The sequence below is a fragment of the Bradyrhizobium sp. 142 genome (assembly GCF_023074015.1).
GTDB lineage: Bacteria > Pseudomonadota > Alphaproteobacteria > Rhizobiales > Xanthobacteraceae > Bradyrhizobium.
Window position 1 is genome coordinate 1 of record NZ_JADPKQ010000230.1, and the last position, 24,882, is coordinate 24,882.

Here is a 24,882-nt window from a genome sequence, read left to right on the forward strand (position 1 = left end):
GGCTCTCATGACCTCAACTTCTCGAACCGCCCGGTGCGGACCCGCATGCCGGGTGGTGTGGCAGGGGAGCGACCCACAAGGTCGCCCCCTATGCCGATCGTCAGGCTCGCTAGGCGAGGATGACCAGGTTGACCGCTTTCGGGCCCTTACCCTTCTTGTCCGGTTCGACTTCGAATGTGATACGCTGTCCTTCGGCAAGGTCCTTCAGTCCCGCTCGCTCCACAGCAGTGATGTGAACGAAGACATCGCGACCGCCGTCGTCCGGCTTGATGAAGCCGTAGCCGCGCTCGCCGTTAAAGAACTTGACCGTTCCCGTCATGGCCATCGGGAAACTCCCCCTCATTGCTCCTCCGCCGCGACGCAGACGCACGTCACGGCATGACCGGGCCTTACGAAGCCCGGGAGCTGGCCATCCTTGGGCAGACCATTCGGTCCGACTGGATCTTTCTTAGGCCTTCACTCCGCCGCAACCATTCGCGGAAGCGGAACGTAAAGCCAGTCACGGAAACAGCATAATACGGTTCTTTGCAAATTGACTACCGCTACTGCATATTTTTCCCAAGAATGCCGGAGCCTTACGGCTTTGGGACGTCCAACCGGAAGCGCGCCGCGCCGCCCTGGCCGAGCGGTACTTCCAGTTCGGGAAGGATCGTCTTGAGCTCGCCATGCAGCGTATAGGGCGGATTGACGATCAGCAGTCCGGTGGAGGTGAGGGCCGCGCCGTCAACCTGCGGCGCCGCGCTGAATTCTAGCCGCAGGCATTTGCCCGGCGGCTTTGCTGCAGCAGCGGCCCGCGCCACCAGTTGCGCCAGCGCATCGGTGGCGCGGCGGCTCTTGGCCGGGTACCAGATTACATAGATACCTGTCGGCCATTTCGCGAAGGCTGTGGAGAAGGCCTCGCCAAGCCGTTCGAACTCGTCCTTTGCCTCGAAGGACGGATCGATCAGCACGAGCCCGCGCCGCTCCTTCGGCGGCACGAATGCCGGCAGCGCGACCCAGCCGTCGAGATCGACCACGCGGGCCTGTTCGTCGCGCCGCAGCACACCGATCAGCGCCTTGCGCGCCTTTGGCTCGAGTTCGCAGGCGACGAGGCGGTCCTGCGGCCGCATCAGGCCGCGTGCGATCAGCGGCGAGCCCGGATAGGCCCTGAGCTCGCCCTTCGGATTGAAGGCGCGGACGATGTCGAGATAGGGCTTGGTCAGCGCGAGGCTTTCGTTCGACAAGCGCGCCTGCATCAACCGTGCGATACCCGTCAGCCATTCGCCGCCGCGCCGCGCCTCGTCGCTTTCGAGATCGTAGAGGCCGGCGCCGGCATGAGTGTCGATGACGCGGAACGCGCCCGGCTTGTCCTGCAGATAGGTCAGGATGCGCGCCAGCACGATGTGCTTGATGACATCGGCGAAGCTGCCGGCATGGTAGGCGTGGCGGTAATTCATGGCCAAGAGTTACGACATCCAGGCGATGAAAGTAACTCCCGTCATTCCGGCGCGGTGCGCAGCACCGAGCCCGGAATCCATTTTGCCACTGGCAATGCGGACAGATGGATTCTCAGATGCGCAATTGCGCATCACATCTCGCGCTTCCGCCTTCGCTCTTCGAGCTTCGGCGGACAAGTCGCGCGCGCCCCGGAATGACGAGCTGAGAGCGCTCTACCCACCCCGGATCGGCGGCATCGTCACCTGGTCGCGGCGGCAGGCGCGGCGATCGTTTTCTTCGCAGGCGCGGAATTGCAGGTCCTTGCTGAGGCAGACGCGGACCTCGGAGAGCCGCGTCCGGTTGCAGGTGACCGAGACGGCGGCATTGCTCAAGCCCGGATTAGCCTTGATGAAGGCCTCCTCGACCTCGGCCGGGGCCACCGTCTTGGCCTGCGACAGGTCGAGATATTCGGCCGGAATCTTGATCGCGGCACGGGCCTTTCGGACCGTCTCGAAATAGTTGCGGTCGGTGAGCCCGGCGCAGGTGCCGTGCTTGTCCCATTCGTTGAATATGAGGCCCGGTGCAGGCATCAGATCGAGCATCGAGGAGACGATGCTGCGGTTCAGCCGCGGCGCCGGCCGCTGGCAGTATTCGGGGAAGCCGTTTTCATATTGCGGCCACAGGCCGTGCACCACGAAGGCATATGGCCGTCCGCCGCACTGGATCTGCGAACGTCCGCCGCGTTCGGCGGCTTCTTCGCAGAAGGAGGGCGACCAGGACAGCGACAGCACGTAGAAATCGAACTCGCCCGGCGCATTCTGCCGTTTGTCCTGGGCGCGCGCGCCGCCGGCGAGCGCAACCAGCCCGGCAGCGAGGGTGAGCGACATCATCAGGCGGGAAAACGAACGCAATCTGGAATGAAACATGGCGACGCCCCTCAACTAGACTGTGCAAGCCAGCCTAGCAGGCGATAGGAACATTTCAAGAACAAATTTCGAGGGGCGCGCCGTCCGTGGCGGGCCGTGCACGGATCAGGGCTTGGCGGCCCGGCAGGCCGGATTGTAGGCCCAGTTGCGGTCCAGCCCGACCACGCACCATTCGACGCCATTGCCGTAGCCGGCGAAGCCGCCGTCCTCGATGATCGAGAAGTGCACTTTGCGCATCTTGCCGTCATTGAGCATGGCTTCGCCCGTGCAGTAGCGGCGCGGAATATTGTCGGATTGCCAGGGCCGGAACGCGGTCTCGTGAACGGCAGCGAAGCCGGTGATCTTCAACGAGGAATTCCAGAACGAGCTTTCCTTCTCCCAGAACTGGGTGGCGATGGCCGGCAGCGCCTTGTCGCAATCGGCGACGTTGCCGTCATAGCGCGGTCCGCTCAGCCAGAAATTCAGCTCCAGTGGATTGGCGGCCCGGGCCTCACTGAGCGACAGCGCCCCGAGCATGAGGCCGAGCAAAGCGGCAAAGCGGAGCGATGTCAGGGACGAAAGGGCGCGCATGGATAATCCAGACAGCATGATCTGCGAGGGACGGACGGTGCCGCGAAGGCCGGGTGAGGTCAAGTGCAGCGCGGCAACACTTGCCGACGAGTTGACCGCGATGGCACGGCAGAGGGGCCTTCCGTTCTTTTCAGCGCCGCGCCGGCACCGTAAGCTGTCTCCAACCAATTGGAGTGACGGGAATGCGAATCATTGCGGCCGCGGGCCTTCTTGCCAGCCTAGCTGTCTCGGGTGCGTTGGCGAGCCAGTCGGCACGTGCCGATATCCTTCCGGTGCCGCCGTTCAAGGGCAATGACACCGGCGGCATCATCGCCTATTCGATGGCGACGCAGGTCGACGCCCGGCAGGTCGCGGTCGATCACTGCGCGCGGTACGGCAAGGTGGCCAAATTCCTCGCGGTGCAGGGCTATGACGGCGGCTACATCTCGTTTTCCTGCCGCTGGGTGCCATATGGTGCCGCCGACCAGCCGATCCGCACGCTCTACTGAGGCGGTTCTCTAACGCCAAGATAACGTCACCTCATCTCAGCCGGGAGCCTCTCGCGTGACGCGCAAGCTCGCTTTGCTCGGTTCGGCCGTTTGCCTCGTGGTGTCGTCCGGAGCGGTACGCGCCGACGATTTGCCGGTGCGCAAGGCCGGCCTGTGGGAGCTGAAGATGGTCCGAACCGGCTCGGCGATGCCGGACATGACCATGCAGCACTGCACCGACGAGAGTGTCGACAAGGAGATGAACAACAACGTCTCCCCGATGGCCAAGCAGATCTGCGCCAAGCAGGACATCAAGAAGACCGCGACCGGCTATGTCAGCGATTCCGAGTGCAACGTCGCCGGCATCAGCACCACCTCGCATGCCGAGATCACAGGCGATTTCAACTCGGCCTACACGGTCAAGACCTCCTCGCACGCGCAAGGCGGCGCTGTCGGCGCGGCGGGCCGCGATACGACCATGACGCTCGAGGCCAAGTGGCTAGGCGCCTGCAAGGCGGACCAGAAGCCCGGCGACATCGTGATGCCCGGCGGATTCAAGATGAATGTGCGCGACGTCGACAAGCTAAAGGCGCTGCTGCCGAAGTAGGTGGCAGTGGCCGTTGTTTGCGCTGTCTCCCTCTCCCCCTTGTGGGGAAAGGGTGGCTCGCCGCGTAGCGGCGAGACGGGTGAGGGGCTTCTCTCCACGCGCAAATCTCTTGCGTCTTCCGGCGCTTCGCGCCACCTTCTTCCACAAGGGGAGAAGGAAGAAGCGGGCTACACCGGGACCCTCACACTCGCGCGCAAGCCGCCCATCGGGCTGTCGCCGAGCGTGATGTCGCCGCCGTGGGAGCGCGCGATGTCGCGGGCGATAGCAAGGCCAAGGCCGGTGCCGCCTTCATCCTGGTTGCGGGCGTTGTCCAGCCGCAGGAACGGCTTGAACACCTCTTCGCGCAAATGGGTGGGAATGCCGGGCCCGTCGTCGTCGACGGTGACGGTTAAATAACGGTGATCTCGCTGGCCGGCGATGGCGATGCTTTTGCCGTAGCGCGCGGCGTTGGTGACGAGATTGGCGAGGCACCGCTTGAACGAGGCCGGCTTCACCGTGACCACCGGCAGGCCGTGGAACGTCACGGTCGCGGTGTGGCCGTGACGTTCGGCATCGCTGCGCAGCTCTTCCAGCGCCTGGGCCATGTCGGTCGGCTGCGACTGCTCGCCGGAATCGCCGCGGGCGAAGGCGAGGTAATCCTCCAGCATCATCGACATCTCGTCGACGTCCTTGCGCATGCCCTCCAGTTCGGGGCTGTCGCCGATCAGCGCCAGCTCGAGCTTGAACCGGGTCAGGATGGTGCGCAGATCGTGGCTGACGCCGGCCAGCATCGCGGTGCGCTGCTCCATGGTGCGCTCGATGCGGGATTTCATCTCCAGGAAGGCCACGGACGCGCGCCGCACCTCGCGGGCGCCCCTGGGGCGGAAGTTCGGTGCCTCGCGACCCTTGCCAAAACTTTCGGCGGCGTCCGCAAGCCGCAGGATCGGCTTGATCTGGTTGCGCAGGAACAGCACCGCGACGATCAAAAGGATCGAGGACGTGCCGACCATCCAGAACAGGAAAATCTCCGAGTTCGAGGCATAGGCGGCGCTGCGCTGCGCGAACACGCGCATCACCGCGTCGTCGAGCTGGATGCGGATCTCGACGAGATTGGAGCGGCCGACGGTGTCGATCCAGAACGACCGCCCGATCTGGCGGCCGAGCTGCACCGACAGCGTCTGGTCGAGCAGCGAGAAGAACGGCTTCGGCCCCGGCGGCGGCATATCGCCGGCGGGCAGGAAATCCACCACGAGGCCGAGGCGCTGCTGGGCGATGCGGCGGATCTGGTCGCGGTCCTTGTCCTGCGGATAGCCCTTGTAGACGTCGATCAGAGCGGCGATGTCCTGCACCACCGCGGCCGACAAGCGGCGCGTCACCGTGTTCCAGTGCCGCTCCATGAACACGAAGGCGACCACGGATTGCAGCACCACCATCGGCACGATCATGATCAGCAGCGCACGCGCATAGAGGCCGGTCGGCATCCAGCCCTTGAACGCGTTGCCCATCCAGCCATTGGCGGCGGAGACGCGCCCGGCGGCGCTTTTAAGCAGCGTCAGGCCGGTATCGATCGTGCTCATCGCTCGCGCTTCACTGCTTTGAACTCTAGGGCGAGGCCACAAGCCGATAGCCGATGCCGCGCACCGCCTGCAGAAACAGCGGATTGGCGGGGTCGTTCTCGATCTTGCGTCGCAGGCGGTTGATCTGCACGTCGACGGCGCGCTCATTGACGCTGCCATTGCCGGTGAGCGCGCTGCGCGGCACGGTCTCGCCCGGCGTCTCCGAGAGAATCCGCAGCATCTCGCGCTCGCGGTCGGTGAGGTGAATGACCTCTTCGCCCTGGCGCAGTTCGCCGCGATCGAGATGGTATACGTAGGGGCCGAACGCGATCTTCTCCACCGTTGCGGCTTGCGGCGGCGGCGCGGCGCGCTTGAGGATGTTGTTGATGCGCAGCGCAAGCTCGCGCGGCTCGAACGGCTTTGCCACGTAATCGTCGGCGCCGATTTGCAGGCCCTCGATGCGGCTTTCCGCTTCATGCCGCGCCGTCAGCATCACTATCGGCACCGATGAGGACATCCGGATGAAACGCGCAAGATCGAAGCCGGTCTCGCCGGGCATCATGACGTCGAGGATGAGAAGGTCGAAATGCAGGCCCAACAGCTTTGAGCGCGCATCGCCGGCGCTCGCGGCGGTGGTGACGCGATAGCCCTCGCTGGCGAGGAAGCGCGACAACAGATCGCGGATGCGGCGGTCGTCGTCGACCAGCAGCAGATGCGGGGCATCGTCGGCGGGTTGCACCGGCGGGCGGGCGAGCGTGGCAGCGAGCGGCACGGTCACTCCTTTGCGTCTTGGTTGACTGTGGCGAAGATCGTCTCGAGCACCTTGTCCGGATCGTCGCGGTCGATCATCGCACGCAGGAAGCGCTTGACGGTCTCGGCGTCCTGCGGCGTCATTTCCGACAGCGCCTTGGTGATCCGCGTGGTCTGTAGGCCGGCCAGCTTCTGCACCAGCGCCTCGCCCTTGGGTGTCGCATAGAGCAGGCGCTGGCGGCGGTCGTTGTCGCCGGTCTTCTGCACGATGTAGCCTTCGTCAAGCAACTGCTTGAGCACCCGGCCGAGCGATTGCTTGGTGATGCGCAGGACGTCGAGCAGATCGGCGACCTTGAGCCCGGGATAGCGGTAGACGAAATGCATGACCCGGTGATGGGCCCGGCCGAAGCCGAAAGCCTCCAGCTCCTGGTCGGGATCGCCGACGAAATCGCGATAAGCGAAGAACAACAGCTCGATGATATCCCAGCGCAAATTGGCTCCATCGCCTGCTGCCGGCCGCGGCTCGGCAGCGTCTTGAGGGGGAGTCGCGAAATTTATGTCAGGCATATTGACGTATCTTGGGTTCAATGTTACAAAACGATTGGCCCGTACGAAATTTTAGATCGTTTCGCCTCGGGCGACATCTTCAAGAGCGGCCGGAGAGAGCCGGACAGCCGGCGACGGCCGGATCACGATTGTCGAGCGGCATTTCGATAAAACATACTGGACTTCCGCCTTCCGCAAAAGCATGTCCTCGGCGACATGCTGGCCACGGAACCCGGCCGTAACAAGGCTGGCGGTGGTCCGGCCACTAACCTAATCAAATCAGCCGGACCCGAAACAGGGTAGGCAGGGCCAGAACAGCGCCGATCCGGACAGCGGGAGCCAAGGACATGAGCATGAAATTCGACATCCAGCCCGCAGCAAATCCGACTTCCGAAAAGGACCGGGTGGCCAAGCTGGCGGACCCCGGCTTCGGGCGGGTCTTCACCGATCACATGGCCATCGTCCGCTACAACCAGGCCAAGGGCGGCTGGTACGACGCGCGCATCGAGGCACGCGCGAACTTCCAGCTCGATCCGGCCGGCGCCGTCCTGCACTACGCGCAGGAAATCTTCGAGGGCCTCAAGGCCTACAAGCGCGACGATGGCGGCGTGAACCTGTTCCGCCCCGACGCCAATGCACGGCGCTTCAGGGATTCGGCCGACCGCATGGCGATGGCGCAGCTGCCCGAGGACGTCTTCATCGAAGCGGTCGAGCAGGTCGTGCGCATCGACCGCGCCTGGATTCCGGGCGGCGAGGGCAGCCTTTACCTGCGGCCCTTCATGATCGCGAGCGAGACCTTCCTCGGCGTCAAGCCGTCGTCCGAATACATCTTCGCGGTGATCGCCTCGCCGGTCGGCTCCTATTTCAAGGGCGGCCCTGCGCCGGTATCGATCTGGGCGTCTGAGAATTACACGCGCGCCGCGGTCGGCGGCACCGGCGCCGTCAAATGCGGCGGCAACTACGCCGCGAGCCTGCGGGCGCAGGCCGAGGCGATCCAGCACGGCTGCGATCAGGTGGTCTTCCTCGATGCGATCGAGCGCCGCTACATCGAGGAGCTCGGCGGCATGAACGTCTTCTTCGTGTTCGAGGACGGCTCGCTGTCGACGCCGCCGCTCGGCACCATTCTGCCCGGCATCACCCGCGACTCCATCATCGCGCTCGCGAAGGATGCCGGCAAGACGGTGCGCGAGGAGCCCTATTCGCTGGACCAGTGGCGCAAGGATGCAGCCTCCGGCAAGCTGAAGGAAGCGTTCGCCTGCGGCACTGCCGCCGTGATCTCGCCGATCGGGAAGGTGCGCTCGGTCAGCGGCGACTTCGACATCAGTGGCGGCGCCGCCGGCCCCGTCGCCATGGGCCTGCGCAAGCAGCTCGTCGATATCCAGTACGGCCGCACCAACGATCCGCACAAGTGGATCCGCAAGGTGGATTGATTGGTGGAACGAGTGCTTCCCTTCTCCCCTTGTGGGAGAAGGTGGCGTAGGCGGCGTTTGGCCGCCGTTCTTAGGAACGCCGAAGCGGAGCTTCGGCTATCGCGCCGGATGAGGGGTTGTTTCCTCATATTCAAATGCGAGTTGCACTCGCGGACAGAGACCCCTCACCCGTCTCGCCGCTACGCGGCGAGCCACCCTCTCCCACAAGGGGGAGAGGGGAAGAAGCTCACGCTGGCAGTTGCCGCTTCGCGCGTCGGCTGGTAAACGCCGCGCATGGCCGAAAAACCCAAAAAACCGCAGAAACTGAAGGCGCGCCTGCCGCGCGGGCTCGAGGATCGCGATCCCGCCGCGATCCGGGCCACGCGCGAGATGGTGGAGAAAATCCGCGCCGTCTACGAGCTCTACGGGTTCGAGCCGGTGGAGACGCCGGCGATGGAATTCACCGACGCGCTCGGAAAATTCCTGCCCGACCAGGATCGTCCGAATGAGGGCGTGTTCTCGTTCCAGGACGACGACGAGCAGTGGATTTCGCTCCGCTACGATCTGACCGCGCCGCTGGCCCGTTACGTCGGCGAGCGTTACGGGACCGACAGTCTTGTCTTGCCCTATCGCAGCTATCGAGTCGGCTACGTGTTCCGCAACGAAAAGCCCGGCCCCGGCCGCTTCCGCCAGTTCATGCAGTTCGACGCCGACACGGTCGGCTCGGCGACGCCGGCGGCGGATGCCGAGATCTGCATGATGGCGGCGGATACGATGGAGGCGCTGGGCATCGCGCGCGGCTCCTATGTCGTGAAGGTGAACAACCGCAAGGTGCTCGATGGCGTGCGCGATGCGCTTGGTATCGCCGATGACGGCCAGTGGCTCACCGTCATGCGCGCGATCGACAAGCTCGATCGGCTCGGCCTGGACGGAGTCAGGCAGCTGCTTGGCCCTGGTCGCAAGGATGAGTCCGGCGATTTCACCAAGGGCGCGGGGCTGAAGGACGAAGACATTGCGCTGGTCGTCTCCGCCATCGAACAGAATAAAGATGCGCCGATCGATCCGCGCCTCAGTGCGAGCGTCGTTGGACAGCAGGGTCGCGATGAGCTCGAACAGATCAGCAAGCTCGTGATTGCCGCCGGCTACGGCGAAGATCGCATCAAGATCGACCCCTCCGTCGTCCGCGGCCTCGAATACTACACCGGCCCCGTCTACGAGGTCGAACTCCTGCTCGACACCAAGGACGAGAAGGGCCGTTCCGTACGCTTCGGCTCGGTCGGCGGCGGCGGCCGCTATGATGGCCTCGTTTCGCGCTTCCGCGGCGAGCCGGTGCCGGCGACCGGGTTCTCGATCGGTGTATCGCGGCTCCAGGCGGCACTGACGCTGCTCGGTAAACTCGACACGCGGCCCGAGTTCGGGCCCGTCGTCGTCACCGTGTTCGACCGCGACCGCGTCGCCGACTATCAGAAGATGGTCGCAAGCCTGCGCGGTGCCCGCATCCGCGCCGAGCTCTATCTCGGCAATCCGAAGAACATGGGCAACCAGCTCAAATATGCCGACCGCCGCAACGCGCCCTGCGTCATCATCCAGGGTTCTGACGAGAAGACGCGCGGTGAGGTGCAGATCAAGGATCTGATCGAGGGCGCGAAAGCGGCCGCCGCGATCGCCTCCAACCAGGAATGGCGCGAGAGCCGTCCGGCGCAATTCTCGTGCAACGAAGCCGACCTCGTCGCCAAAGTGCGCGAGGTGCTGGCGCGCCATGACGTAAAGTGGGAATAGCCATTCGCTCCATTCGTCATGCGCGGGCTTGACCCGCGCATCCATCTTCAAAATGATGGATTGCCGGGTCGAGCCCGGCAATGACAGAACGGGCTACGACCAAAGCAGCAGGGAGAAGACAATGCCTGAGATCACCGTCAGCATGGCCGTGGGCCGCACCGACGAACAGAAGGCCGGCATGATGCGCGACATCACCCAGGCACTGGTGAAGAATCTCGGCGTCGACGCCGACGCCGTCGTCATCCAGATCAACGAAGCCCCGCTCGCCCACAAGATGAAGGGCGGCAAGACCTTCGTGGAGCGCGCGGCGGCGGCGAAGAAGTAGGGACGGGCGCAGCATAAGCTCAGCTGGCGCAGCAATCACAGCCGTCATCCCGGACAAGCGTAAGCGCAGATTCGGGACCCATCCCCACAGGCAGTGGTTGTAGGCGCGGGCTGGTAACTCCGAGTCTTCGCCGAATACGTCCTGTGATTATGGGTCCCGGATCAGCGCTCCGCTCCAGACAACGCTACGCATTGTCGGGAGCTTCGCTTGTCCGGGACGACAGCGGAGTTTGGAGCGACCATGGACGCACGCGACTTCATTACAATCGGCATGAGCGCCGAGCGCACGCTGGTGGTGCCGATGGAGCGCACGGTCGGGCATTTCGTGCCGGGCATGCCTTTTGTCTATGCGACGCCGATGATGATCCTGGAGATGGAGATGGCGTCGGGCGATGCGATCCGCCATGCGCTAAGGCTGGGTTGGGTCACGGTCGGCACCGAGGTCGACATCCGCCATCTTGCGGCAGCCCGCGTTGGCGCGACAGTGCGGACCACCGCGAAGGTGGTCGCGGTCGAGCGCCGCGTCATCCGCTTCGAGGTCGAGGCGTTCGAGGGCATGCGCAAGCTCGGTGAAGGCCGCCACGCCCGCGGTCTCGTCAATGTCGAGATGTTCAACAAGCGGTTAGGGGCGTAGCCGCAAGACGTCGCTCCACCCATCGGACCTCATCCTGAGGAGACCGCGGAGCGGTCGTCTCGAAGGAGGGCCGCAGGCGAGATGAGGGCCTTTCATGGTTCGAGACGGCGCGAAGCGCCTCCTCACCACGAGGGTCTGGCTACTTCGCCAGCTCCTTAGATCGCTTCGTCGCCGCCGCAATCGCACGGATCATCAGGTCGCGCAGGCCGGGCTCGCCCATCAGCACGCCGAGCGCTGCGGCGGTGGTGCCGCCGGGCGAGGTGACGTTCTGGCGCAGCGTGCTGGAGGCAAGCTCCGATTGGTGGAGAAGCTCGCCGGAGCCGGCGACGGTTTCGCGGGCGAGCCTGGTCGCCAACGCCTCGGGCAATCCCGCTTCCACGCCGGCGCGCGCGAGCTCTTCGGCGAGCAGGAACACATAGGCAGGGCCCGAGCCGGAGAGGGCGGTCACCGCATCCATCAGGCCTTCATCCTCGACCCATTCCACCGAGCCGGTGGTGCGCAGCAGGGCATCGGCCACGCTACGTTGCTGCGCGCTGACATTCGTCGCGGCGACGGCAACGGTAATGCCGCGGCCGATCGCGGCCGGCGTGTTCGGCATCGCCCGCACGACGGCGCCGCCGCAGACCTCGGAAAGCGATGCGATCGTGGTTCCCGCCATGATCGACACCACGGAGGTTTTGTCGGAGACGAACGGCTTCAGCTTGGCACCGGCCTCGCGAAACAATTGCGGCTTCACTGCGACCACGACCGTTTCGACTGTGCTGGCTGCCGTCGCATCGGGGTTGAGCGCAACGCCCTTGGCGGCAAGCGCGCTGATCTCGGGCGAAAGATAGGGATCGATCACCGCGACACGGCGCGGGTCAAGGCCGCCCGCCAGCCATCCCGTCAGCATCGCGCCGCCCATCTTGCCGGCGCCGGCAAGCAGGATGGTGCCGGTGATATTTTGGAGGGTGTTGTTGCTCGTCATAGGCGCTGCCAAACTCGGTGTCGTCCTGGCGAAAGCCAGGACCCATTACCCCCGAATGTTTCTAGTGGATGGAAGGCAGAGCAACAAGCATCGCGCGGTACGGAGAGACCTCGCGGTATGGGTCCTGGATCTGCGCTCGCTAGGGGCGGCGCTGTGCGCCGCCGTTTGCCTGTCCAGGACGACGTTGAGGAAGCGGTGCGGCTCACTCACATCTTGAGGAGAAAGCCCTACGCTTCGCCCGCCGTATCGAACATCGCGGCGTCCATCGCTTCGGTGGTGGATTTGCCCGCCCACACGACGAACTGGAACGCCGGGAAATAGCGTTCGCTGGCGTGGATGGCGCCGGCGAGCATGGCTTCGCATTGCGCGGTCGACGCGATCAGGCCGCCCGGCAGCACCAGGGCCTGGCGGTGCATGATCATGCCGGTGTGGGTCCACAGATCGAAATGCCCGACCCACAGTTGCTCGTTGATCGCGGCGACGAGCCGCTGCACCTCCGACCTTCGCGCGACGGGAATCTTCATGTCGAATGCGCAGGCCAGATGCAGCGCCTCGATCTCGCCCATCCAGGTGAAGGAGAGCTGATAGTCGGTCCATTGTCCTTTGGAGACAATCGTGAGTTCGTCTTCGCCGGAGCGTTCAAACGGCCAGTTGTTGCTGGCGGCAATATCCTCGACCACCGCGAGCGGATGGTTTCGGGAATCGATTGTGCTTTCGAGCAGGGACATGCCGTCTCGACCTCTTGCCTTTTTGTTGTCTTTGATACGCACGCGGTTGGCCCGCCGCGCGCTCCCTCAACGTCGCTACGGCGTCCCCTCGGAGTCGCTGTTGCGATCCCTCGGATCGGCACGGGCCTGTCGCGGATCAAGTGATGTGATTTGCGGAATCTGCGCAACCGGGTCCGGAGTCCGTCCACAAGTCAGGACTCGTTCGTCCACAGCTCATCTCGGCCACAATTATTAACGAGCAGAACAAATCGGAATCGGATTTGCCGGATCCGGCGATCGTTAATTTCCGTCCGGCGAGGGCCAGCCCGCCGGGACGGCATGGGACCATGCGATTTTCCGATGCGGAACGCGCTTGCTGCGGCCGCCGGCCGGCGTCATATTTGCTTCCAGGCCGTTCATCCTGAGCGGCCGATGTTCTCAGGGCGGGGTGAAAGTCCCCACCGGCGGTAAGGGTCGAAATACCCAAGCCCGCGAGCGCCTCCCCCAAGGGTTCTCCTGAAGGGAAGGGTCAGCAGATTCGGTGCAACTCCGAAGCCGACGGTTAAAGTCCGGATGAAAGAGAACGGTCGGTGGCGGACGCATCGCAGGATGCGGCTGTTTGTCGTTCCGTGTGCCCTGATTCTGGTCCTTAAGAAGGAAAGCCATGAATCAGATGTTGCAAGATCCCCAAACCGAAACGTCCCAAGCCGCCCCATCGCCGGTTCAACAGGATCCGGCGACCGAGCACCCGCGTTTCGCCAAGCCGCAGCGGGTGGCGTTCGTGCAGGCCTGCTGGCACCGCGACGTGGTCGAGGAGGCCCGCATCGCCTTCATCAAGGAGGCGGAAGCACGCCACCTCACCCATGTCGACGTGTTCGAGGTGCCGGGCTCGTTCGAAATCCCGCTGCACGCCCAGATACTTGCCAAGACCCGGCGCTACACCGCAATCGTCGCGGCCGGCCTCGTGGTCGATGGCGGCATCTACCGCCACGAGTTCGTCGCCGACACCGTGATCAAAGCGCTGATGGACGTGCAGCTGCGCACCGAGGTGCCCGTGTTCTCCGCGGTGCTGACGCCGCAGCAATTCCACGAGACCGAGGTGCACTACGACTTCTTCCGCCGCCACTTCGCCATCAAGGGCGTCGAGGTCGCGGAAGCCTGCGCCAACACGCTGCTCGGGCTCGAGCGCCTGCGCGGCCAGGTCGCCGCGGGAATCGTGGGGTAGGCCAAGCAGTCATTCCGGGGCGCGCGAAGCGCGAGCCCGGAATTCATTCATCTACGTGGACTGCTGCAAGATGGATTCCGGGTTCGGCGCTGATGCGCCGCCCCGGAATGACAATAGCGAATGTTCAGTCGAACAGGCTCGACACCGACTCCTCCGCGGCGGTGCGCGCGATCGCGTCCGAGATCAGGCTGGCGATCGGCAGCGTGCGGATGTTCGGTGCCTTGCTCACCGCATCGGTCGGTTGGATCGAGTCGGTGATCACGAGCTCTTTCAGCTTGGAGTTCGTGATGCGGGCGGCCGCGCCGCCGGAGAGCACGCCGTGAGTGATGTAGGCGTAGACGTCCTTGGCGCCCTTGGCGATCAGCGCATCGGCTGCGTTCACCAGCGTGCCGCCTGAATCGACGATATCGTCGACCAGGATGCAGGTGTAGCCGGAGACGTCGCCGATCACATTCATGACCTCGGATTCGCCGGCCCGCTCACGGCGCTTGTCGACGATCGCGAGCGGGGTGTTGATGCGCTTGGCGAGCCCGCGCGCGCGGGCCACGCCGCCGACGTCGGGCGAGATCACCATCACCTTGGAGAGGTCGAACTTATCCTTGATGTCGCGCACCATCAGCGGCGCCGCGTAGAGATTGTCGGTCGGGATGTCGAAGAAGCCCTGGATCTGGCCGGCATGCAGGTCGAGCGTCATGACGCGGTCGACGCCGGCCTGGGTGATCAAATTGGCGACCAGCTTGGCCGAGATCGGCGTGCGCGAACCCGATTTGCGGTCCTGCCGCGCATAGCCGAAATAGGGCAACACCGCCGTGATGCGGCGCGCCGATGACCGGCGCAGCGCGTCGGTGATGATCAGCAATTCCATCAGATGGTCGTTCGCCGGGAACGAGGTCGACTGGATGACGAAGGCGTCCGAACCGCGGACGTTCTCCTGGATCTCGACGAAGATCTCCATGTCGGCGAAGCGCCGCACCACCGCTTTGGTCAGCGGCAGGCCAAGGCCTTGCGCAATGGCTTGGGCGAGGGCCGGATTGGAGTTGCCGGCGACGAGCTTGATAGAGCCGTTTTTGGCCGACATCGACGCTTCCTCCCGCGCTTTGCTGGATACGACGTTCAACATCACAGATACCCACTGGAAGCACGGTTACGACGGGCGAGCAAATATCAGGCCGAGGGCCGCACTGGCAACCCGGGATGCTACGTTTCCCCTGCGAAAATCCCGAGTCTGAGCAACGGTTTTGCAGGAGTCCTAAAAATACCTGAGGCCGTGGTTTAGCGGTGGTTATCGCTCGGCATAGCCGAGCGCCGCGGCCGGCATATCCGGTGCGGGTACCGGGGGCATCACGCTCGCCACCGCTGGTCCCCGCAGGCCCGGAACGGGGCTCGGCGCATCCGGCGCTCCATTGATCATGTTGGAAAGTCCGCTGAATCCGGCCTGGGCGATCTTGCGCAGCACCAGATCGTCGGCGGCTGACCAGGCGTCGCGGCCGCCCTTGGCCGAGGTCGGTTCCTCGCCCGCGAGCCGCAGCGCCCGTTGCTGGTTGGCGTCATAGACGTCCCAGATCCAGGCGATCACGGTCTTGCCGCGCACGATTTGGGCGGAGAGGTAGCTGCGCACACGGTAGGCAGCCGCGCCTTCGCGGGAGACGACAGACAGGCTGCGCAGCTTGGATTCGCTGTCGAGCACGCCGACCATGCGGTCGAACACCTGCGGCGGCGGCCCGTCGATCGATTCGAAGGCGACCGTCGCCCCGCTGCCGGCGCTCGGCGCCATCGCATAGGAATTGCTCGCAGCAGCACCCCCGCCGGCGCAGCCGCCGAGCGCGGTCGCTGCCGCCAACAGCATGACCGCCAGCCCACGCGAGCCCGCGCGGCGCAAGAATGATGACGCATCCCTCATTATGGAGGGGAGCGATATCGTTAAAACGCATTAACGTCTAGGGCAGGCGCGACAGATCCTGTCGGCAAGTGAAATTTGGGGACTTGACGGGATTTCAGCCGTCATGGCCGGGCTTGTCCCGGCCATCCACGAAACTGTTCACGTGCAGCCAGACGTGGATGCCCGGGACAAGCCCGGGCATGACGACTGTGAATGTCGCGACTCTTACGTGTTCACCCTTCCAGCGCGATCGCATGGATGTGGCGGCCGTAATCCGGCTCCTTGCGATGCACCGAGCGGCGGTAGCTGAAGAAGCGCTCGTCGGCGTAGGTGTCGAGGCCGAGATCGTCGATCATCAAAATGCCGGCGGCCTCCAGCCGCATGCGGATGAAGCCTGCGAGATCGAACATCGCGTGGCCTTCGCGCACCGACGGGATGAAGAACATGGCATTGTCCGCATCCGCCTCGATGAAGCGCGCCACGAACTCGTTGCCGACCTCGTAGCTGTCCTGGCGGATCAAGGGACCGATCGCCGCGATGATGCCGCTGCGCGAGGCGCCGAGCTTCTCCATCGCCGCGATTGTCGCCTCCAGCACGCCGGTGAGCGCGCCCTTCCAGCCGGCATGGGCGCCGCCGATGACCCGCGCCTCGGGGTCGACGAACAGCACCGGACCGCAATCGGCGGTGGAGACGCCGAGCGCGATGCCGGGGCTTCTGGTGACCAGCGCATCGCCCTTCGGCCGTGGTCTGCCAGGCCAAGGCGCCTCGGCGACGAGGACGTCGGGCGAATGGATCTGGTGCAGGCTGAGGAAGCGCTCCGGTGCGACGCCGACATGCTCGGCCATGCGGCGGCGGTTCTCCGCGACATGGGCCGGATCGTCGTTGGAGCCGAGCCCTCCGTTCAGCGCTGAATAGATGCCATTGGAGACGCCGCCCTCGCGGGTGAAGAAGGCATGGCGCAAACCGGGCACCGCCGACAGCAGCGACGACGCAAGGGTCATGAGCCTTCTCCAGCCTGTTCGAGATCGCTGAGGCCCGCAATTGCGGTCAGCCGCGGCTCGGAGATGCCGAGCACCTTGAACATCGAGCCCATGCCGCTGCGCCCCGTATCGGTCAGGCGCTTCAGCGCCACAGAGATGTCGGTGGCGATTTCCGGCGTCGCCTTCTGCATCAGGGCGGCGGCGCGGGTGTCGATGCCGATGCGCTTGAGGAAATCGCCCTGCGTCACCGGACCATGCACGCGGGCGCCGACATCCTCGGCCGCGCGCGACAGCGCTTGGAAGTCGACATGGGCGGTGAGGTCGGCTTGGCCCGGTGCCTTCAGGGGATCGGTGAAGCTGTGCCGCGCGATCGCCTGGAACGTATCGCCGGCATCGCTGCGCAGATGGCCATAATCGATGATGAGTGCCGCGCCGTCTTGGTCTCGCACCCTTGTGGCAAGCCTCATGATCTCGGCGTCGGGCCGCCATTCGAACACGGCGCCGATCGGCGCCGCGCGCACCAAAGGCGGCAGCAATATTTCGAAGCGCGGCGTCGGCTCGACCGCCGCGCCAAACTCAAGCTTGCCGTTGCCGTCGATCTCGATCACGCGCTCGTGCCAGCCGTTTTCGTGCCTGACCATCTGGTGGACCGGCAGCACGTCGAAATATTCGTTGGCGAGGATGATGCTCGGGCCTTCGGGCACGTCGTCGATGCTGCTGTGCCAGGTGATGTTACGCAGGCCCGATAGCGTCGCCATCTGCCGCTCGCGCAGCACCGGGTTGACCTCGACCATGTGGATATGAAGCGCCTGGTACAGCGGCGGCAGCACGCGCAACGCCCGCAGCGCATCCGCCATCATGGTGCCGCGGCCGGGCCCGAGCTCGATCAGCCGCAGGAACTGCGGCGAGCCCATCTGCTTCCACACCGACGCGCTCCACAGGCCGAGCAGCTCGCCGAACATCTGGCTGACCTCGGGCGCGGTGGTGAAGTCGCCTTCACGCCCGAGCGGATCGCGCGACACGTAATAGCCGTAGCGCGGATGCATCAGGCACAGTTCCATGTACCGCCAGACCGGCATTGGGCCCGAGGATTTTATCAGCGCCTTGATCTCGTTGAGGAGCGGCGAGTCGGTCACGGCTGCTTTCTCGAATTGAGTTATCGAATGGCCTCTAGGCGCGTCGGCGCACCGCGCCGCACTGCCAATACAATAAGTATGCCGCCGACAATAAGCATAGGAATCGACAACAGCATGCCCATGGTTAATCCGCCCCAGAGATAGCCGAGCTGGACGTCCGGCTCGCGAAAATGTTCGCCGGCAATCCGGGACAGGCCATAGATCAGGATGAAGGCGCCAAGGATCATGCCCGGCCGCTTCAGGGCGCCGAAGCGGATCATCACTGCGAGGACCGTAAACAGCAGGATGCCCTCCATGCCGGCTTCGTAGAGCTGGCTGGGATGGCGCGGCAGCTGCGTCGGATCGTTGGGGAAGATCATCGCCCAGGGCAGATCCGGGTCGGTGGCGCGGCCCCACAATTCGCCATTGATGAAATTGGCGATCCGCCCCAGCAGCAGCCCGACCGGGGCGACCGCCGTGGTGATGTCGCCGAGCGACAGGATCGGGATGCTGTTGCGATAGGCAAACCACATCACCGCGACGACGCATCCGAGGAAGCCGCCATGGAACGACATGCCGCCCTCCCACAATTTGAAGATCGCGGCGGGATGCTCGATGAAGAAAGGCAAATTGTAGAACAGCACGTAGCCGGTGCGACCGCCCAGAATGATGCCGAGCGTGACCCAGAGGATGAAGTCGTCGATCTGGAGCAGCGAGATCGGCGCAGGTCCGCCCCACAGGCGCTGGTTCTTCAGAAGCGAGCGGGCATAGAGCCAGCCGAACACGATGCCGCAGATATAGGCCAGCGCATACCAGCGGATCGCGAACGGGCCGATCTCGATTGCGATCGGCTTGAAGGCGGGAAAGTCGATGAGCAGAAAGGGCATCGCGCCTTCTATGTCTGGACGAGATTGCGGCGATAGAGCGCGAGCAGGCGCCTTGTGATTCTTGTTATGCAGGGACGTTGAATACGATTGCAAGGAAACCGGGGCATGACAAGGATGCCGCTGATCGGGCCTTGAACCGGCCCGTTCGGATTGCCATTGTGTTTTGGAGAGTTCGCGCAAAAGTGTTTCGGAGGCCGCCATGACCCAGACCAGCAACCGGTTTTTCGACGAGATCGGCCGCCTGATGAACGACGCCGCCGGCGCTGCCCAGGGCGTCAAGCGCGAGTTTGATACCGTGTTGCGCACCCAAGCAGAAAAATTCCTGCGCGACATGGACCTGGTCAAGCGGGAGGAGTTCGAGGCGGTCAAGGACATGGCACGCCTCGCCCGTGAGGAGAACGAGGCGCTGAAGGCGCGCATCGCGGCGCTGGAGGCCAAGCTCGGCGGGACGCCAACCACCTGACGCGGCCGTAGCCCGGATGGAGCGTTCGCTCCATCCCGGCTACTCCTGGGGCCGCCCTGCGCCCATTCTCCTTGTCATTTCCGCCTCTTCCGGGTAAAAGCCCGCCACGTCCGCGGCCCCCGCACCCCTGGAGGCTTGCTGTGGACGGCACCATGGGCCGCCTTGCGGCCCATTAACTTTTGCAAAAACAAGGACTTAACGTTATGGCGACCGTCAAGGAATTGAAGGCGACCGCACGTCCGAAGAGCGGCAAGGGGGCCGCCCGGGCTGAGCGTCGCGCCGGCAGAGTGCCCGGAGTGATCTATGGCAACAACCAGCCCCCGCTCACGATCTCGATTGAAGATCGCGAACTGCGCCAGCGCATCCTCGCCGGCCGGTTCCTGACCACGCTGGTCGACATCGACCTTGAGGGCAAGAAGCACCGCGTGATTCCGCGCGACTTCCACCTCGATCCCGTCAAGGACTTCCCGATCCATGTCGACTTCATGCGGCTCGGCGAAGGCGCCACCATCCGCATCAGCGTGCCCTTGCACGTGGTGAAGGCGGAAGGCTCGCCCGGCGTGAAGCGCGGCGGCACCGTCAACATCGTCGCCCACGCGATCGAGCTCGAATGCGGCGTCGAGAACATTCCGCAGTTCATCGAGGTCGACGTCGGCTCGCTCGAAATCGGTCACTCGCTGCATCTGTCCGACGTCAAGCTGCCGACCGGCGTCAAGACGCTGGCGCGCGAGGACGCCACGCTCGTCACTATCGTGCCGCCGTCCGGCTATGCCGAAGAGCAGAAGGCGGCGGCTGCGGCTGCGGCCGGTGGTGCGGCTCCGGGTGCTGCGGCTGCTCCGGCGGCTGGCGCGGCTGCGCCGGCTGCGGGTGCCGCGGCTCCGGCAGCGGCTGCCAAGGCTCCCGCCGGCGGCGACAAGAAGAAGTAATCTCTCAAAGCTGGCGCGCGGTCTCTGATCGCGCGCCGAGCGAGGGGCGCGCCGCGTCATGCGACTGTTTGTTGGGCTCGGCAATCCCGGCGCGAAATACGCACGCAACCGGCACAATATCGGCTTCATGGCCGTCGACGAGATTGCGCGGCGTCATGGTTTCTCGCCATGGCGCCGCCGCTTTCAGGGCGAGACCTCGGAAGGCACGCTCGGACCTGAGCGCGTGATCCTGCTCAAGCCCACGACCTACATGAACGAGTCGGGCCGCAGCGTTCAGGAGGCGGCCAGCTTCTTCAAGATCGCACCGGGCGACGTCACCGTGTTCCATGACGAGATCGAGCTGCCGCCGGGCAAGGTGCGGGTGAAAATCGGCGGAGGCATCGCCGGCCACAACGGCCTGCGCTCGATCTCCGCGCATATTGGCAACGAGTACCGCCGGGTGCGGCTCGGCATCGGTCATCCCGGCGTCAAGGAATTGGTGCACGGCCACGTGCTGTCGGATTTCGCCAAGGCCGACAACGAATGGGTGGCGACGCTCTGCGACGCGGTCGCCGAGCACGCCGCACTGGTTGCCAAGGGCACCGACGCGACCTTCGCCAACAGGGTGCACCTTGCCATGCAGGCAAAGGGCTTTTTGACTAAGGACGACAACGGCAAGGAATAACGCTCGTCATCGCGCCTGCGCGAGATGAGCAGTGATGTGTAGGGTGGGTTAGCCCCGCGGCTGCGCGAAGCGCAGTCCGCTTGGCGTAACCCACCGTGTCGCGGCAAAGGGATTGGTGGGTTACGCTTCGCTAACCCACCCTACCGACGGTCTTAGAGGATACGATGGGATTCAAATGCGGGATTGTCGGGTTGCCCAATGTCGGCAAGTCGACCTTGTTCAATGCGCTGACGGAGACGGCGGCGGCGCAGGCCGCGAACTATCCGTTCTGCACCATCGAGCCGAATGTCGGCGAGGTCGCCGTGCCCGATCCGCGGCTCGACAAGCTGGCGGCCGCTGCCAAATCGGCGCAGATCATCCCGACCCGGCTGACCTTCGTCGACATCGCCGGCCTCGTCCGCGGCGCCTCCAAGGGCGAAGGCCTCGGCAACCAGTTTTTGGCCAACATCCGCGAGGTCGACGCCATCGCGCATGTCGTGCGCTGCTTTGAAGACTCCGACGTCACCCATGTCGAGGGCAAGATCGCGCCGCTTGCCGACATCGAGACCATCGAGACCGAGCTGATGCTCGCTGATCTCGACAGCCTCGAGAAGCGCGTCGACAATCTCTCCAAGAAAGCCAAGGGCAACGACAAGGAAGCCAAGGAGCAGCTCGACCTCGTCAACCGCGCCCTGGTGCTGCTCCGCGAGGGCAAGCCCGCGCGCCTCGTCGAGCGCAAGGCCGAGGAGGAGCGCGCCTTCTCGATGCTCGGCCTGCTGTCGTCGAAGCCCGTGCTCTATGTCTGCAACGTCGAGGAGGGATCGGCTGCGACCGGCAATGCCTTCTCCAGGGCGGTCGAGGAACAGGCGGCGAAGGAAGGCGCAATTGCCGTCGTCATCTCCGCCAAGATCGAATCCGAGATAGCGACGATCTCGCGAGAAGAGCGCGCCGATTTCCTGGAGACGCTGGGCCTGGAGGAGGCCGGGCTCGATCGCCTGATCCGCGCCGGCTATCAGCTGCTCGACCTCATCACCTATTTTACGGTGGGACCGAAGGAGACGCGCGCCTGGACTATCCATCGCGGCACCAAGGCGCCGGCAGCAGCCGGCGTGATCCACACCGATTTCGAAAAAGGCTTCATCCGCGCCGAGACCATCGCCTATGACGATTACGTCGCGCTGGGCGGCGAAGCCGGCGCCCGCGATGCCGGCAAGCTGCGGCTCGAAGGCAAGGAATACGTCGTCGCCGACGGCGACGTGATGCATTTTAGGTTTAATACGTAAGACCGATCCGCTGTCATTCCGGGGCGCGCGTAGCGCGAACCCGGAATCCATTCATCCACTCGCTCGCGGCTCGATGGATTCCGGGTTCGCCTCTTCGAGGCGCCCCGGAATGACAAGATCACCGCACCCCGCCGCCCTGGTCCCTGATCGCGCCGAGGTGTTCGTTGATGCGGAAGATGATCAGGATCAGTTCCGCCGCGATGCGCGAGAATATGATGCCGACGACCACGCCCGCGATCGATTCCAGCACCATCAGGAAGCCGGCGAACGGGCTGATCGCCATCGCGGTCAACCCTGCAAAGATTCCGGACAGTCCGAACAGGCAGATCACCGCGATCACCAGCCAGTAGAAAGTCTTGATGATCGTCGGCGTGATGAAGCGGTCCCATTGAAACAGATCGCTGAATGAAAACATCTCTCTCCCCCGGGCAAATCGCGCCTCCGGCTGCGTCAACCGATTCGAGGCAGGTCTGGCCCGACTCGTCGAATGTAGCACGAGCCATGCGGGCCGGCGGGTTGAGATTGCCGGAAAGTGCGGCCACAATCTGACCCTCCCGCAAAGCTTTCCCAAGATGACCCTGACCTTCGAAGATTTCCCACCCGGCCGGTTCGGAACGTTCGGCCCGCGGCATGTCACCCGCGACGAGATCCTGGCCTTTGCCGCCGAGTTCGATCCGCAGCCGATGCACCTCGACGAGGAGGCGGCGGCCAAGAGCATGCTGCGCGGCCTGTCCGGCTCGGGCTGGCACCTCTGCTCGCTGATGATGCGGATGATGGACGACGGGTTCATCACCCGCGCCGCTTCGCTCGGCTCGCCCGGCGTCGACGAGGTGCGCTGGCTTTCTCCCTTGCGGCCCGGCGACGACCTCACGCTCGACGTTGACGTCGTGGACGCGCGCACCTCGAACAGCCGTCCCGAGCTCGGCATCGTCAAGTTCAAATGCACTGCGCGCAACGCCAAAGGCGAGGCGCTGTGCGAGATGACCTCGCCGATCCTGATCGCGCGGCGCGAGGGGACGGTCTGATGGGCTTCTTCGAGGAGATCGAGATCGGCCATCGCCGCGAGATCGGCGCCTATATTTTCACCGCGGACTCCATCAAGACGTTCGCCGCAAAATTCGATCCGCAGCGCTTCCACCTCGACGAGGAGGAAGCCAAGAACTCGCTGTTCGGCGGGCTCGCAGCCTCGGGCTGGCATGTCGGGTCGGCCTGCATGAGTCTTCTTGTCGCGGACGGCCAGCGTCTGGCGCGAGAAGCCGCTGTGCGCGGTGAGGAGGTCGCGGTGTGGGGCCCGTCGCCAGGCTTTCGGGACTTGCGCTGGCTGAGGCCGGTGCTCGCCGGCGACACCGTCAGCTTCGTCAACGAGGTCGTCGACAAGCGCGCCTCCGGTTCGCGTCCCGGCTGGGGCATTTTAACGGCCCGCACCTCCGGCACCAACCAGCGCGGCGAACAAGTCTATTCCATCACCGCCAGCGCCTTCGTTCCGATGCGTGGCAAGGGCAGTTAGCCCCTTTCCAAGATGAACAGCCGAAATGAGCGCGCGACTGTTGCCCGCGCGCTATGGACGCGATTCCGGGTGGCTGCCATAAGCCAGCGCGAGATGGGCTACCTGCGCAGCAGTTCGCGAAACCATCGAGTTGCTAACCAATTATGAACCTGTCGCTGTCTATTTGAATGAACTGGGCAGAGGACAGGGGGACGAGGACCATGGCAGACCGCGGCGCACTCAAGCTGGTCGGATTTATCTTCGCGACCGCTACGCTCGCCGTGATGCTGGTCGCCGGCATGGTGGTGAAGGGCTATGCGGACGGCGGCTACACCCTGGAAGCTTCGACGGTCGACGCGAGCCGTTAAGAGTTCGTTAACTCCTTGAGGCCGGCGTCCGGTCTCCACTCAGCGGCTGTAGACGAACACCAGCACTGCGATCGCAATCGCCAACAATCCGACAAAGCGCAGCATGATCGTGCCGAACTGGTTCGGCGCTGGCTGCAACGGAATGGGGTCCGTGTTGTCGGGCCGAATGCTTTGCATCTGAAATGTCCCCTCGGGCCGGTCGCAACATAGACCGGCGCTGGGCATTGGTCGGCGCGGGGGCGCGCAAAGTTCAAAGCGCGGTAGCTGGCTGGGCTACGCGGCGCAGACCGCATTCGCCGTTATGCCGCGCGAAGGCGGGGCATCCAGTACGCCGCGGCTTCTCGGGTCTCGCCCCGCTGTCTCTGGAATACTGGATCACCCGTTCCAGTGCGCAATTGCGCACAAGACGTAATGACACCGCCCATAAATCAAAACCGCCGCGTCCCTTGCGGGAACGCGGCGGCCTGTGAGTATGATGCGATCAGCTGTTGCGCAGGCCGTCGGCGGCGCGCTTCCATTGGGCGACGTTGTCGGAGATCATGCGGGTCGACTTCATCGCGGCCTGGCTGAGCTGAGCGTAGCCGGAGATCTCACGCTGGACGCGCTGGCCTTCGGCATGGAGCAGGTCGCGCAGGCTCTCGAGCTCGGAGATCAGGTTCTCGATCTCGGCAAGCGAGGTGCCGGCGACGCGCTGGATCAGCGAGTTGACGTTGGTGACGGTGGCTTCCGCGCTCGGGTCGAGCGCCGGCTCGGCGCTGCCCGCCGCCGGGCGGCGCAGATAGGCGATGTCGTTGCGGACGAAATCGCGGATGCCAGCTTCGACTTCGGTCACCGCGGCAAGATTGTTGTCGACGGTTTCGGTCTCAGTTGATTCGATCTTTTCCGGACGAATGGCGTTCATCGTTGTTCCCCTGATCGCGTTGAGCGCAGCGCGAGTGTCCCCCGCACGACGACGTCTGTAAGGCTTCTGTATCAGGGCGTCCGATTTTG

The 24,882-nt window shown here is 64.5% G+C and carries 31 protein-coding genes and 1 riboswitch; of the genes, 14 read left to right on the forward strand and 17 right to left on the reverse strand.

Going from position 1 to position 24,882, the window contains the following annotated elements:
- Positions 1-109 precede the first annotated feature (109 nt).
- The 4 genes from IVA82_RS21385 to IVA82_RS21400 all read right to left on the reverse strand — a co-directional run bounded on the left by IVA82_RS21385 (position 110) and on the right by IVA82_RS21400 (position 2,912).
- Positions 110-325: a cold-shock protein gene (locus IVA82_RS21385; protein ID WP_028176631.1), complete on the reverse strand. Its 216-nt coding sequence runs from the start codon at positions 323-325 to the stop codon at positions 110-112.
- A 250-nt stretch (positions 326-575) separates the two neighbouring features.
- Complete coding sequence (gene rlmJ / locus IVA82_RS21390) at positions 576-1,436, reverse strand: 23S rRNA (adenine(2030)-N(6))-methyltransferase RlmJ (RefSeq protein WP_247382475.1); 861 nt, start codon at positions 1,434-1,436, stop codon at positions 576-578.
- Between the two features lie 213 nt (positions 1,437-1,649).
- The gene (locus IVA82_RS21395; protein WP_247382424.1) at positions 1,650-2,342 is read right to left on the reverse strand and encodes a ribonuclease T2; all 693 of its coding nucleotides are present in this window, start codon (positions 2,340-2,342) and stop codon (positions 1,650-1,652) included.
- Positions 2,343-2,447: 105 nt separating this feature from the next.
- Positions 2,448-2,912 carry a hypothetical protein gene (locus IVA82_RS21400; protein WP_247382425.1) on the reverse strand — a complete coding sequence of 155 codons (465 nt, stop codon included), beginning with the start codon at positions 2,910-2,912 and terminating at the stop codon, positions 2,448-2,450.
- Positions 2,913-3,094: 182 nt separating this feature from the next.
- Here IVA82_RS21400 and IVA82_RS21405 point away from each other — a divergent pair, with 182 nt between their 5' ends.
- Both IVA82_RS21405 and IVA82_RS21410 read left to right on the forward strand, forming a co-directional pair.
- A complete protein-coding gene (locus tag IVA82_RS21405; protein ID WP_247382426.1) occupies positions 3,095-3,400 on the forward strand; it encodes a hypothetical protein in 306 nt (101 codons plus the stop codon).
- Positions 3,401-3,455: 55 nt separating this feature from the next.
- On the forward strand, positions 3,456-3,986 hold the full coding sequence (locus IVA82_RS21410; protein WP_247382427.1) for a DUF3617 family protein: 531 nt from the start codon (positions 3,456-3,458) through the stop codon (positions 3,984-3,986).
- 167 nt (positions 3,987-4,153) lie between these two features.
- Here IVA82_RS21410 and IVA82_RS21415 read toward each other — a convergent pair whose 3' ends face one another.
- Genes IVA82_RS21415 through IVA82_RS21425 form a run of 3 tightly spaced genes read right to left on the reverse strand, consistent with a single transcriptional unit; the run spans position 4,154 to position 6,763 of the window.
- Positions 4,154-5,542, reverse strand: a complete 1,389-nt coding sequence (locus IVA82_RS21415) for an ATP-binding protein (protein WP_247382428.1) — start codon at positions 5,540-5,542, stop codon at positions 4,154-4,156.
- A 25-nt stretch (positions 5,543-5,567) separates the two neighbouring features.
- Positions 5,568-6,299 (reverse strand): response regulator transcription factor, encoded by a 732-nt coding sequence (locus IVA82_RS21420; RefSeq protein WP_247382429.1) that lies wholly within the window; start codon positions 6,297-6,299, stop codon positions 5,568-5,570.
- Entirely contained in the window at positions 6,296-6,763 is a 468-nt protein-coding gene (locus tag IVA82_RS21425) for a MarR family transcriptional regulator (protein WP_346659678.1), read from the reverse strand. Before IVA82_RS21425 ends, IVA82_RS21420 begins: the two co-directional genes overlap by 4 nt.
- Positions 6,764-7,164: 401 nt before the next feature.
- On the opposite strand from IVA82_RS21425, the gene IVA82_RS21430 reads away from it, so the two are divergent.
- From IVA82_RS21430 to IVA82_RS21445, 4 genes are all read left to right on the forward strand, one after another.
- Positions 7,165-8,247, forward strand: a complete 1,083-nt coding sequence (locus tag IVA82_RS21430; RefSeq protein ID WP_247382431.1) for a branched-chain amino acid aminotransferase — start codon at positions 7,165-7,167, stop codon at positions 8,245-8,247.
- A 273-nt stretch (positions 8,248-8,520) separates the two neighbouring features.
- A complete protein-coding gene (gene hisS / locus IVA82_RS21435; protein WP_247382432.1) occupies positions 8,521-10,005 on the forward strand; it encodes a histidine--tRNA ligase in 1,485 nt (494 codons plus the stop codon).
- A 55-nt stretch (positions 10,006-10,060) separates the two neighbouring features.
- Complete coding sequence (locus IVA82_RS21440; RefSeq protein WP_256469692.1) at positions 10,061-10,330, forward strand: tautomerase family protein; 270 nt, start codon at positions 10,061-10,063, stop codon at positions 10,328-10,330.
- Between the two features lie 240 nt (positions 10,331-10,570).
- Positions 10,571-10,963: a hotdog domain-containing protein gene (locus IVA82_RS21445; RefSeq protein WP_247382433.1), complete on the forward strand. Its 393-nt coding sequence runs from the start codon at positions 10,571-10,573 to the stop codon at positions 10,961-10,963.
- 139 nt (positions 10,964-11,102) lie between these two features.
- Here the strand turns inward: IVA82_RS21445 and proC are convergent, their stop codons facing one another.
- On the reverse strand, positions 11,103-11,930 hold the full coding sequence (gene proC, locus IVA82_RS21450; RefSeq protein WP_247382434.1) for a pyrroline-5-carboxylate reductase: 828 nt from the start codon (positions 11,928-11,930) through the stop codon (positions 11,103-11,105).
- 227 nt (positions 11,931-12,157) lie between these two features.
- Positions 12,158-12,658, reverse strand: a complete 501-nt coding sequence (locus tag IVA82_RS21455) for a YbjN domain-containing protein (RefSeq protein ID WP_247382435.1) — start codon at positions 12,656-12,658, stop codon at positions 12,158-12,160.
- Between the two features lie 409 nt (positions 12,659-13,067).
- A riboswitch (FMN riboswitch) is annotated at positions 13,068-13,226 on the forward strand.
- Between the two features lie 75 nt (positions 13,227-13,301).
- Between IVA82_RS21455 and IVA82_RS21460 the strand changes: the two genes are divergently transcribed.
- Positions 13,302-13,862, forward strand: coding sequence for a 6,7-dimethyl-8-ribityllumazine synthase (locus tag IVA82_RS21460; protein WP_247382436.1), 561 nt, complete (start codon positions 13,302-13,304; stop codon positions 13,860-13,862).
- A 124-nt stretch (positions 13,863-13,986) separates the two neighbouring features.
- On the opposite strand, the gene IVA82_RS21465 is transcribed toward IVA82_RS21460, so the two are convergent.
- The 5 genes from IVA82_RS21465 to lgt all read right to left on the reverse strand — a co-directional run bounded on the left by IVA82_RS21465 (position 13,987) and on the right by lgt (position 18,723).
- Positions 13,987-14,940, reverse strand: coding sequence for a ribose-phosphate pyrophosphokinase (locus tag IVA82_RS21465; RefSeq protein ID WP_247382437.1), 954 nt, complete (start codon positions 14,938-14,940; stop codon positions 13,987-13,989).
- A gap of 204 nt (positions 14,941-15,144) precedes the next feature.
- Entirely contained in the window at positions 15,145-15,762 is a 618-nt protein-coding gene (locus IVA82_RS21470; protein WP_247382438.1) for a hypothetical protein, read from the reverse strand.
- A 212-nt stretch (positions 15,763-15,974) separates the two neighbouring features.
- Complete coding sequence (gene pgeF, locus IVA82_RS21475) at positions 15,975-16,742, reverse strand: peptidoglycan editing factor PgeF (protein WP_247382439.1); 768 nt, start codon at positions 16,740-16,742, stop codon at positions 15,975-15,977.
- Positions 16,739-17,857, reverse strand: a complete 1,119-nt coding sequence (locus IVA82_RS21480; protein WP_247382440.1) for an SAM-dependent methyltransferase — start codon at positions 17,855-17,857, stop codon at positions 16,739-16,741. Before IVA82_RS21480 ends, pgeF begins: the two co-directional genes overlap by 4 nt.
- Before the next feature lie 20 nt (positions 17,858-17,877).
- Complete coding sequence (gene lgt, locus IVA82_RS21485) at positions 17,878-18,723, reverse strand: prolipoprotein diacylglyceryl transferase (protein ID WP_247382441.1); 846 nt, start codon at positions 18,721-18,723, stop codon at positions 17,878-17,880.
- A 199-nt stretch (positions 18,724-18,922) separates the two neighbouring features.
- On the opposite strand from lgt, the gene IVA82_RS21490 reads away from it, so the two are divergent.
- From IVA82_RS21490 to ychF, 4 genes are all read left to right on the forward strand, one after another.
- Complete coding sequence (locus IVA82_RS21490) at positions 18,923-19,186, forward strand: accessory factor UbiK family protein (protein ID WP_247382442.1); 264 nt, start codon at positions 18,923-18,925, stop codon at positions 19,184-19,186.
- Between the two features lie 203 nt (positions 19,187-19,389).
- A complete protein-coding gene (locus IVA82_RS21495; RefSeq protein WP_247382443.1) occupies positions 19,390-20,112 on the forward strand; it encodes a 50S ribosomal protein L25/general stress protein Ctc in 723 nt (240 codons plus the stop codon).
- Between the two features lie 58 nt (positions 20,113-20,170).
- Positions 20,171-20,776 (forward strand): aminoacyl-tRNA hydrolase, encoded by a 606-nt coding sequence (gene pth, locus IVA82_RS21500; RefSeq protein ID WP_247382444.1) that lies wholly within the window; start codon positions 20,171-20,173, stop codon positions 20,774-20,776.
- A 164-nt stretch (positions 20,777-20,940) separates the two neighbouring features.
- Entirely contained in the window at positions 20,941-22,038 is a 1,098-nt protein-coding gene (gene ychF / locus IVA82_RS21505; protein WP_247382445.1) for a redox-regulated ATPase YchF, read from the forward strand.
- A 118-nt stretch (positions 22,039-22,156) separates the two neighbouring features.
- On the opposite strand, the gene IVA82_RS21510 is transcribed toward ychF, so the two are convergent.
- Positions 22,157-22,453 carry a DUF4282 domain-containing protein gene (locus tag IVA82_RS21510; RefSeq protein ID WP_148739351.1) on the reverse strand — a complete coding sequence of 99 codons (297 nt, stop codon included), beginning with the start codon at positions 22,451-22,453 and terminating at the stop codon, positions 22,157-22,159.
- Positions 22,454-22,610: 157 nt separating this feature from the next.
- On the opposite strand from IVA82_RS21510, the gene IVA82_RS21515 reads away from it, so the two are divergent.
- From IVA82_RS21515 to IVA82_RS21525, 3 genes are all read left to right on the forward strand, one after another.
- Positions 22,611-23,063, forward strand: coding sequence for a MaoC family dehydratase (locus IVA82_RS21515; RefSeq protein ID WP_247382446.1), 453 nt, complete (start codon positions 22,611-22,613; stop codon positions 23,061-23,063).
- On the forward strand, positions 23,063-23,545 hold the full coding sequence (locus tag IVA82_RS21520) for a MaoC family dehydratase (RefSeq protein ID WP_247382447.1): 483 nt from the start codon (positions 23,063-23,065) through the stop codon (positions 23,543-23,545). Before IVA82_RS21515 ends, IVA82_RS21520 begins: the two co-directional genes overlap by 1 nt.
- A 200-nt stretch (positions 23,546-23,745) precedes the next feature.
- Complete coding sequence (locus IVA82_RS21525) at positions 23,746-23,892, forward strand: hypothetical protein (protein ID WP_166103493.1); 147 nt, start codon at positions 23,746-23,748, stop codon at positions 23,890-23,892.
- 39 nt (positions 23,893-23,931) lie between these two features.
- Here IVA82_RS21525 and IVA82_RS21530 read toward each other — a convergent pair whose 3' ends face one another.
- Entirely contained in the window at positions 23,932-24,069 is a 138-nt protein-coding gene (locus IVA82_RS21530) for a hypothetical protein (protein WP_247382448.1), read from the reverse strand.
- A gap of 304 nt (positions 24,070-24,373) precedes the next feature.
- Entirely contained in the window at positions 24,374-24,793 is a 420-nt protein-coding gene (locus tag IVA82_RS21535) for a hypothetical protein (RefSeq protein ID WP_148739354.1), read from the reverse strand.
- Positions 24,794-24,882: the final 89 nt, after the last annotated feature.

Bases quoted from the DNA above. Each gene is read 5' to 3' on its own strand.
- IVA82_RS21385 (WP_028176631.1), bottom strand. From the start codon at position 325: ATGGCCATGACGGGAACGGTCAAGTTCTTTAACGGCGAGCGCGGCTAC.
- rlmJ (WP_247382475.1), bottom strand. From the start codon at position 1,436: ATGAATTACCGCCACGCCTACCATGCCGGCAGCTTCGCCGATGTCATC.
- IVA82_RS21395 (WP_247382424.1), bottom strand. From the start codon at position 2,342: ATGTTTCATTCCAGATTGCGTTCGTTTTCCCGCCTGATGATGTCGCTC.
- IVA82_RS21400 (WP_247382425.1), bottom strand. From the start codon at position 2,912: ATGCGCGCCCTTTCGTCCCTGACATCGCTCCGCTTTGCCGCTTTGCTC.
- IVA82_RS21405 (WP_247382426.1), top strand. From the start codon at position 3,095: ATGCGAATCATTGCGGCCGCGGGCCTTCTTGCCAGCCTAGCTGTCTCG.
- IVA82_RS21415 (WP_247382428.1), bottom strand. From the start codon at position 5,542: ATGAGCACGATCGATACCGGCCTGACGCTGCTTAAAAGCGCCGCCGGG.
- IVA82_RS21430 (WP_247382431.1), top strand. From the start codon at position 7,165: ATGAGCATGAAATTCGACATCCAGCCCGCAGCAAATCCGACTTCCGAA.
- hisS (WP_247382432.1), top strand. From the start codon at position 8,521: ATGGCCGAAAAACCCAAAAAACCGCAGAAACTGAAGGCGCGCCTGCCG.
- IVA82_RS21440 (WP_256469692.1), top strand. From the start codon at position 10,061: ATGGATTGCCGGGTCGAGCCCGGCAATGACAGAACGGGCTACGACCAA.
- IVA82_RS21445 (WP_247382433.1), top strand. From the start codon at position 10,571: ATGGACGCACGCGACTTCATTACAATCGGCATGAGCGCCGAGCGCACG.
- proC (WP_247382434.1), bottom strand. From the start codon at position 11,930: ATGACGAGCAACAACACCCTCCAAAATATCACCGGCACCATCCTGCTT.
- IVA82_RS21455 (WP_247382435.1), bottom strand. From the start codon at position 12,658: ATGTCCCTGCTCGAAAGCACAATCGATTCCCGAAACCATCCGCTCGCG.
- IVA82_RS21460 (WP_247382436.1), top strand. From the start codon at position 13,302: ATGAATCAGATGTTGCAAGATCCCCAAACCGAAACGTCCCAAGCCGCC.
- IVA82_RS21465 (WP_247382437.1), bottom strand. From the start codon at position 14,940: ATGTCGGCCAAAAACGGCTCTATCAAGCTCGTCGCCGGCAACTCCAAT.
- IVA82_RS21470 (WP_247382438.1), bottom strand. From the start codon at position 15,762: ATGAGGGATGCGTCATCATTCTTGCGCCGCGCGGGCTCGCGTGGGCTG.
- pgeF (WP_247382439.1), bottom strand. From the start codon at position 16,742: ATGACCCTTGCGTCGTCGCTGCTGTCGGCGGTGCCCGGTTTGCGCCAT.
- lgt (WP_247382441.1), bottom strand. From the start codon at position 18,723: ATGCCCTTTCTGCTCATCGACTTTCCCGCCTTCAAGCCGATCGCAATC.
- IVA82_RS21490 (WP_247382442.1), top strand. From the start codon at position 18,923: ATGACCCAGACCAGCAACCGGTTTTTCGACGAGATCGGCCGCCTGATG.
- IVA82_RS21495 (WP_247382443.1), top strand. From the start codon at position 19,390: ATGGCGACCGTCAAGGAATTGAAGGCGACCGCACGTCCGAAGAGCGGC.
- pth (WP_247382444.1), top strand. From the start codon at position 20,171: ATGCGACTGTTTGTTGGGCTCGGCAATCCCGGCGCGAAATACGCACGC.
- ychF (WP_247382445.1), top strand. From the start codon at position 20,941: ATGGGATTCAAATGCGGGATTGTCGGGTTGCCCAATGTCGGCAAGTCG.
- IVA82_RS21510 (WP_148739351.1), bottom strand. From the start codon at position 22,453: ATGTTTTCATTCAGCGATCTGTTTCAATGGGACCGCTTCATCACGCCG.
- IVA82_RS21515 (WP_247382446.1), top strand. From the start codon at position 22,611: ATGACCCTGACCTTCGAAGATTTCCCACCCGGCCGGTTCGGAACGTTC.
- IVA82_RS21520 (WP_247382447.1), top strand. From the start codon at position 23,063: ATGGGCTTCTTCGAGGAGATCGAGATCGGCCATCGCCGCGAGATCGGC.
- IVA82_RS21525 (WP_166103493.1), top strand. From the start codon at position 23,746: ATGGCAGACCGCGGCGCACTCAAGCTGGTCGGATTTATCTTCGCGACC.
- IVA82_RS21530 (WP_247382448.1), bottom strand. From the start codon at position 24,069: ATGCAAAGCATTCGGCCCGACAACACGGACCCCATTCCGTTGCAGCCA.
- IVA82_RS21535 (WP_148739354.1), bottom strand. From the start codon at position 24,793: ATGAACGCCATTCGTCCGGAAAAGATCGAATCAACTGAGACCGAAACC.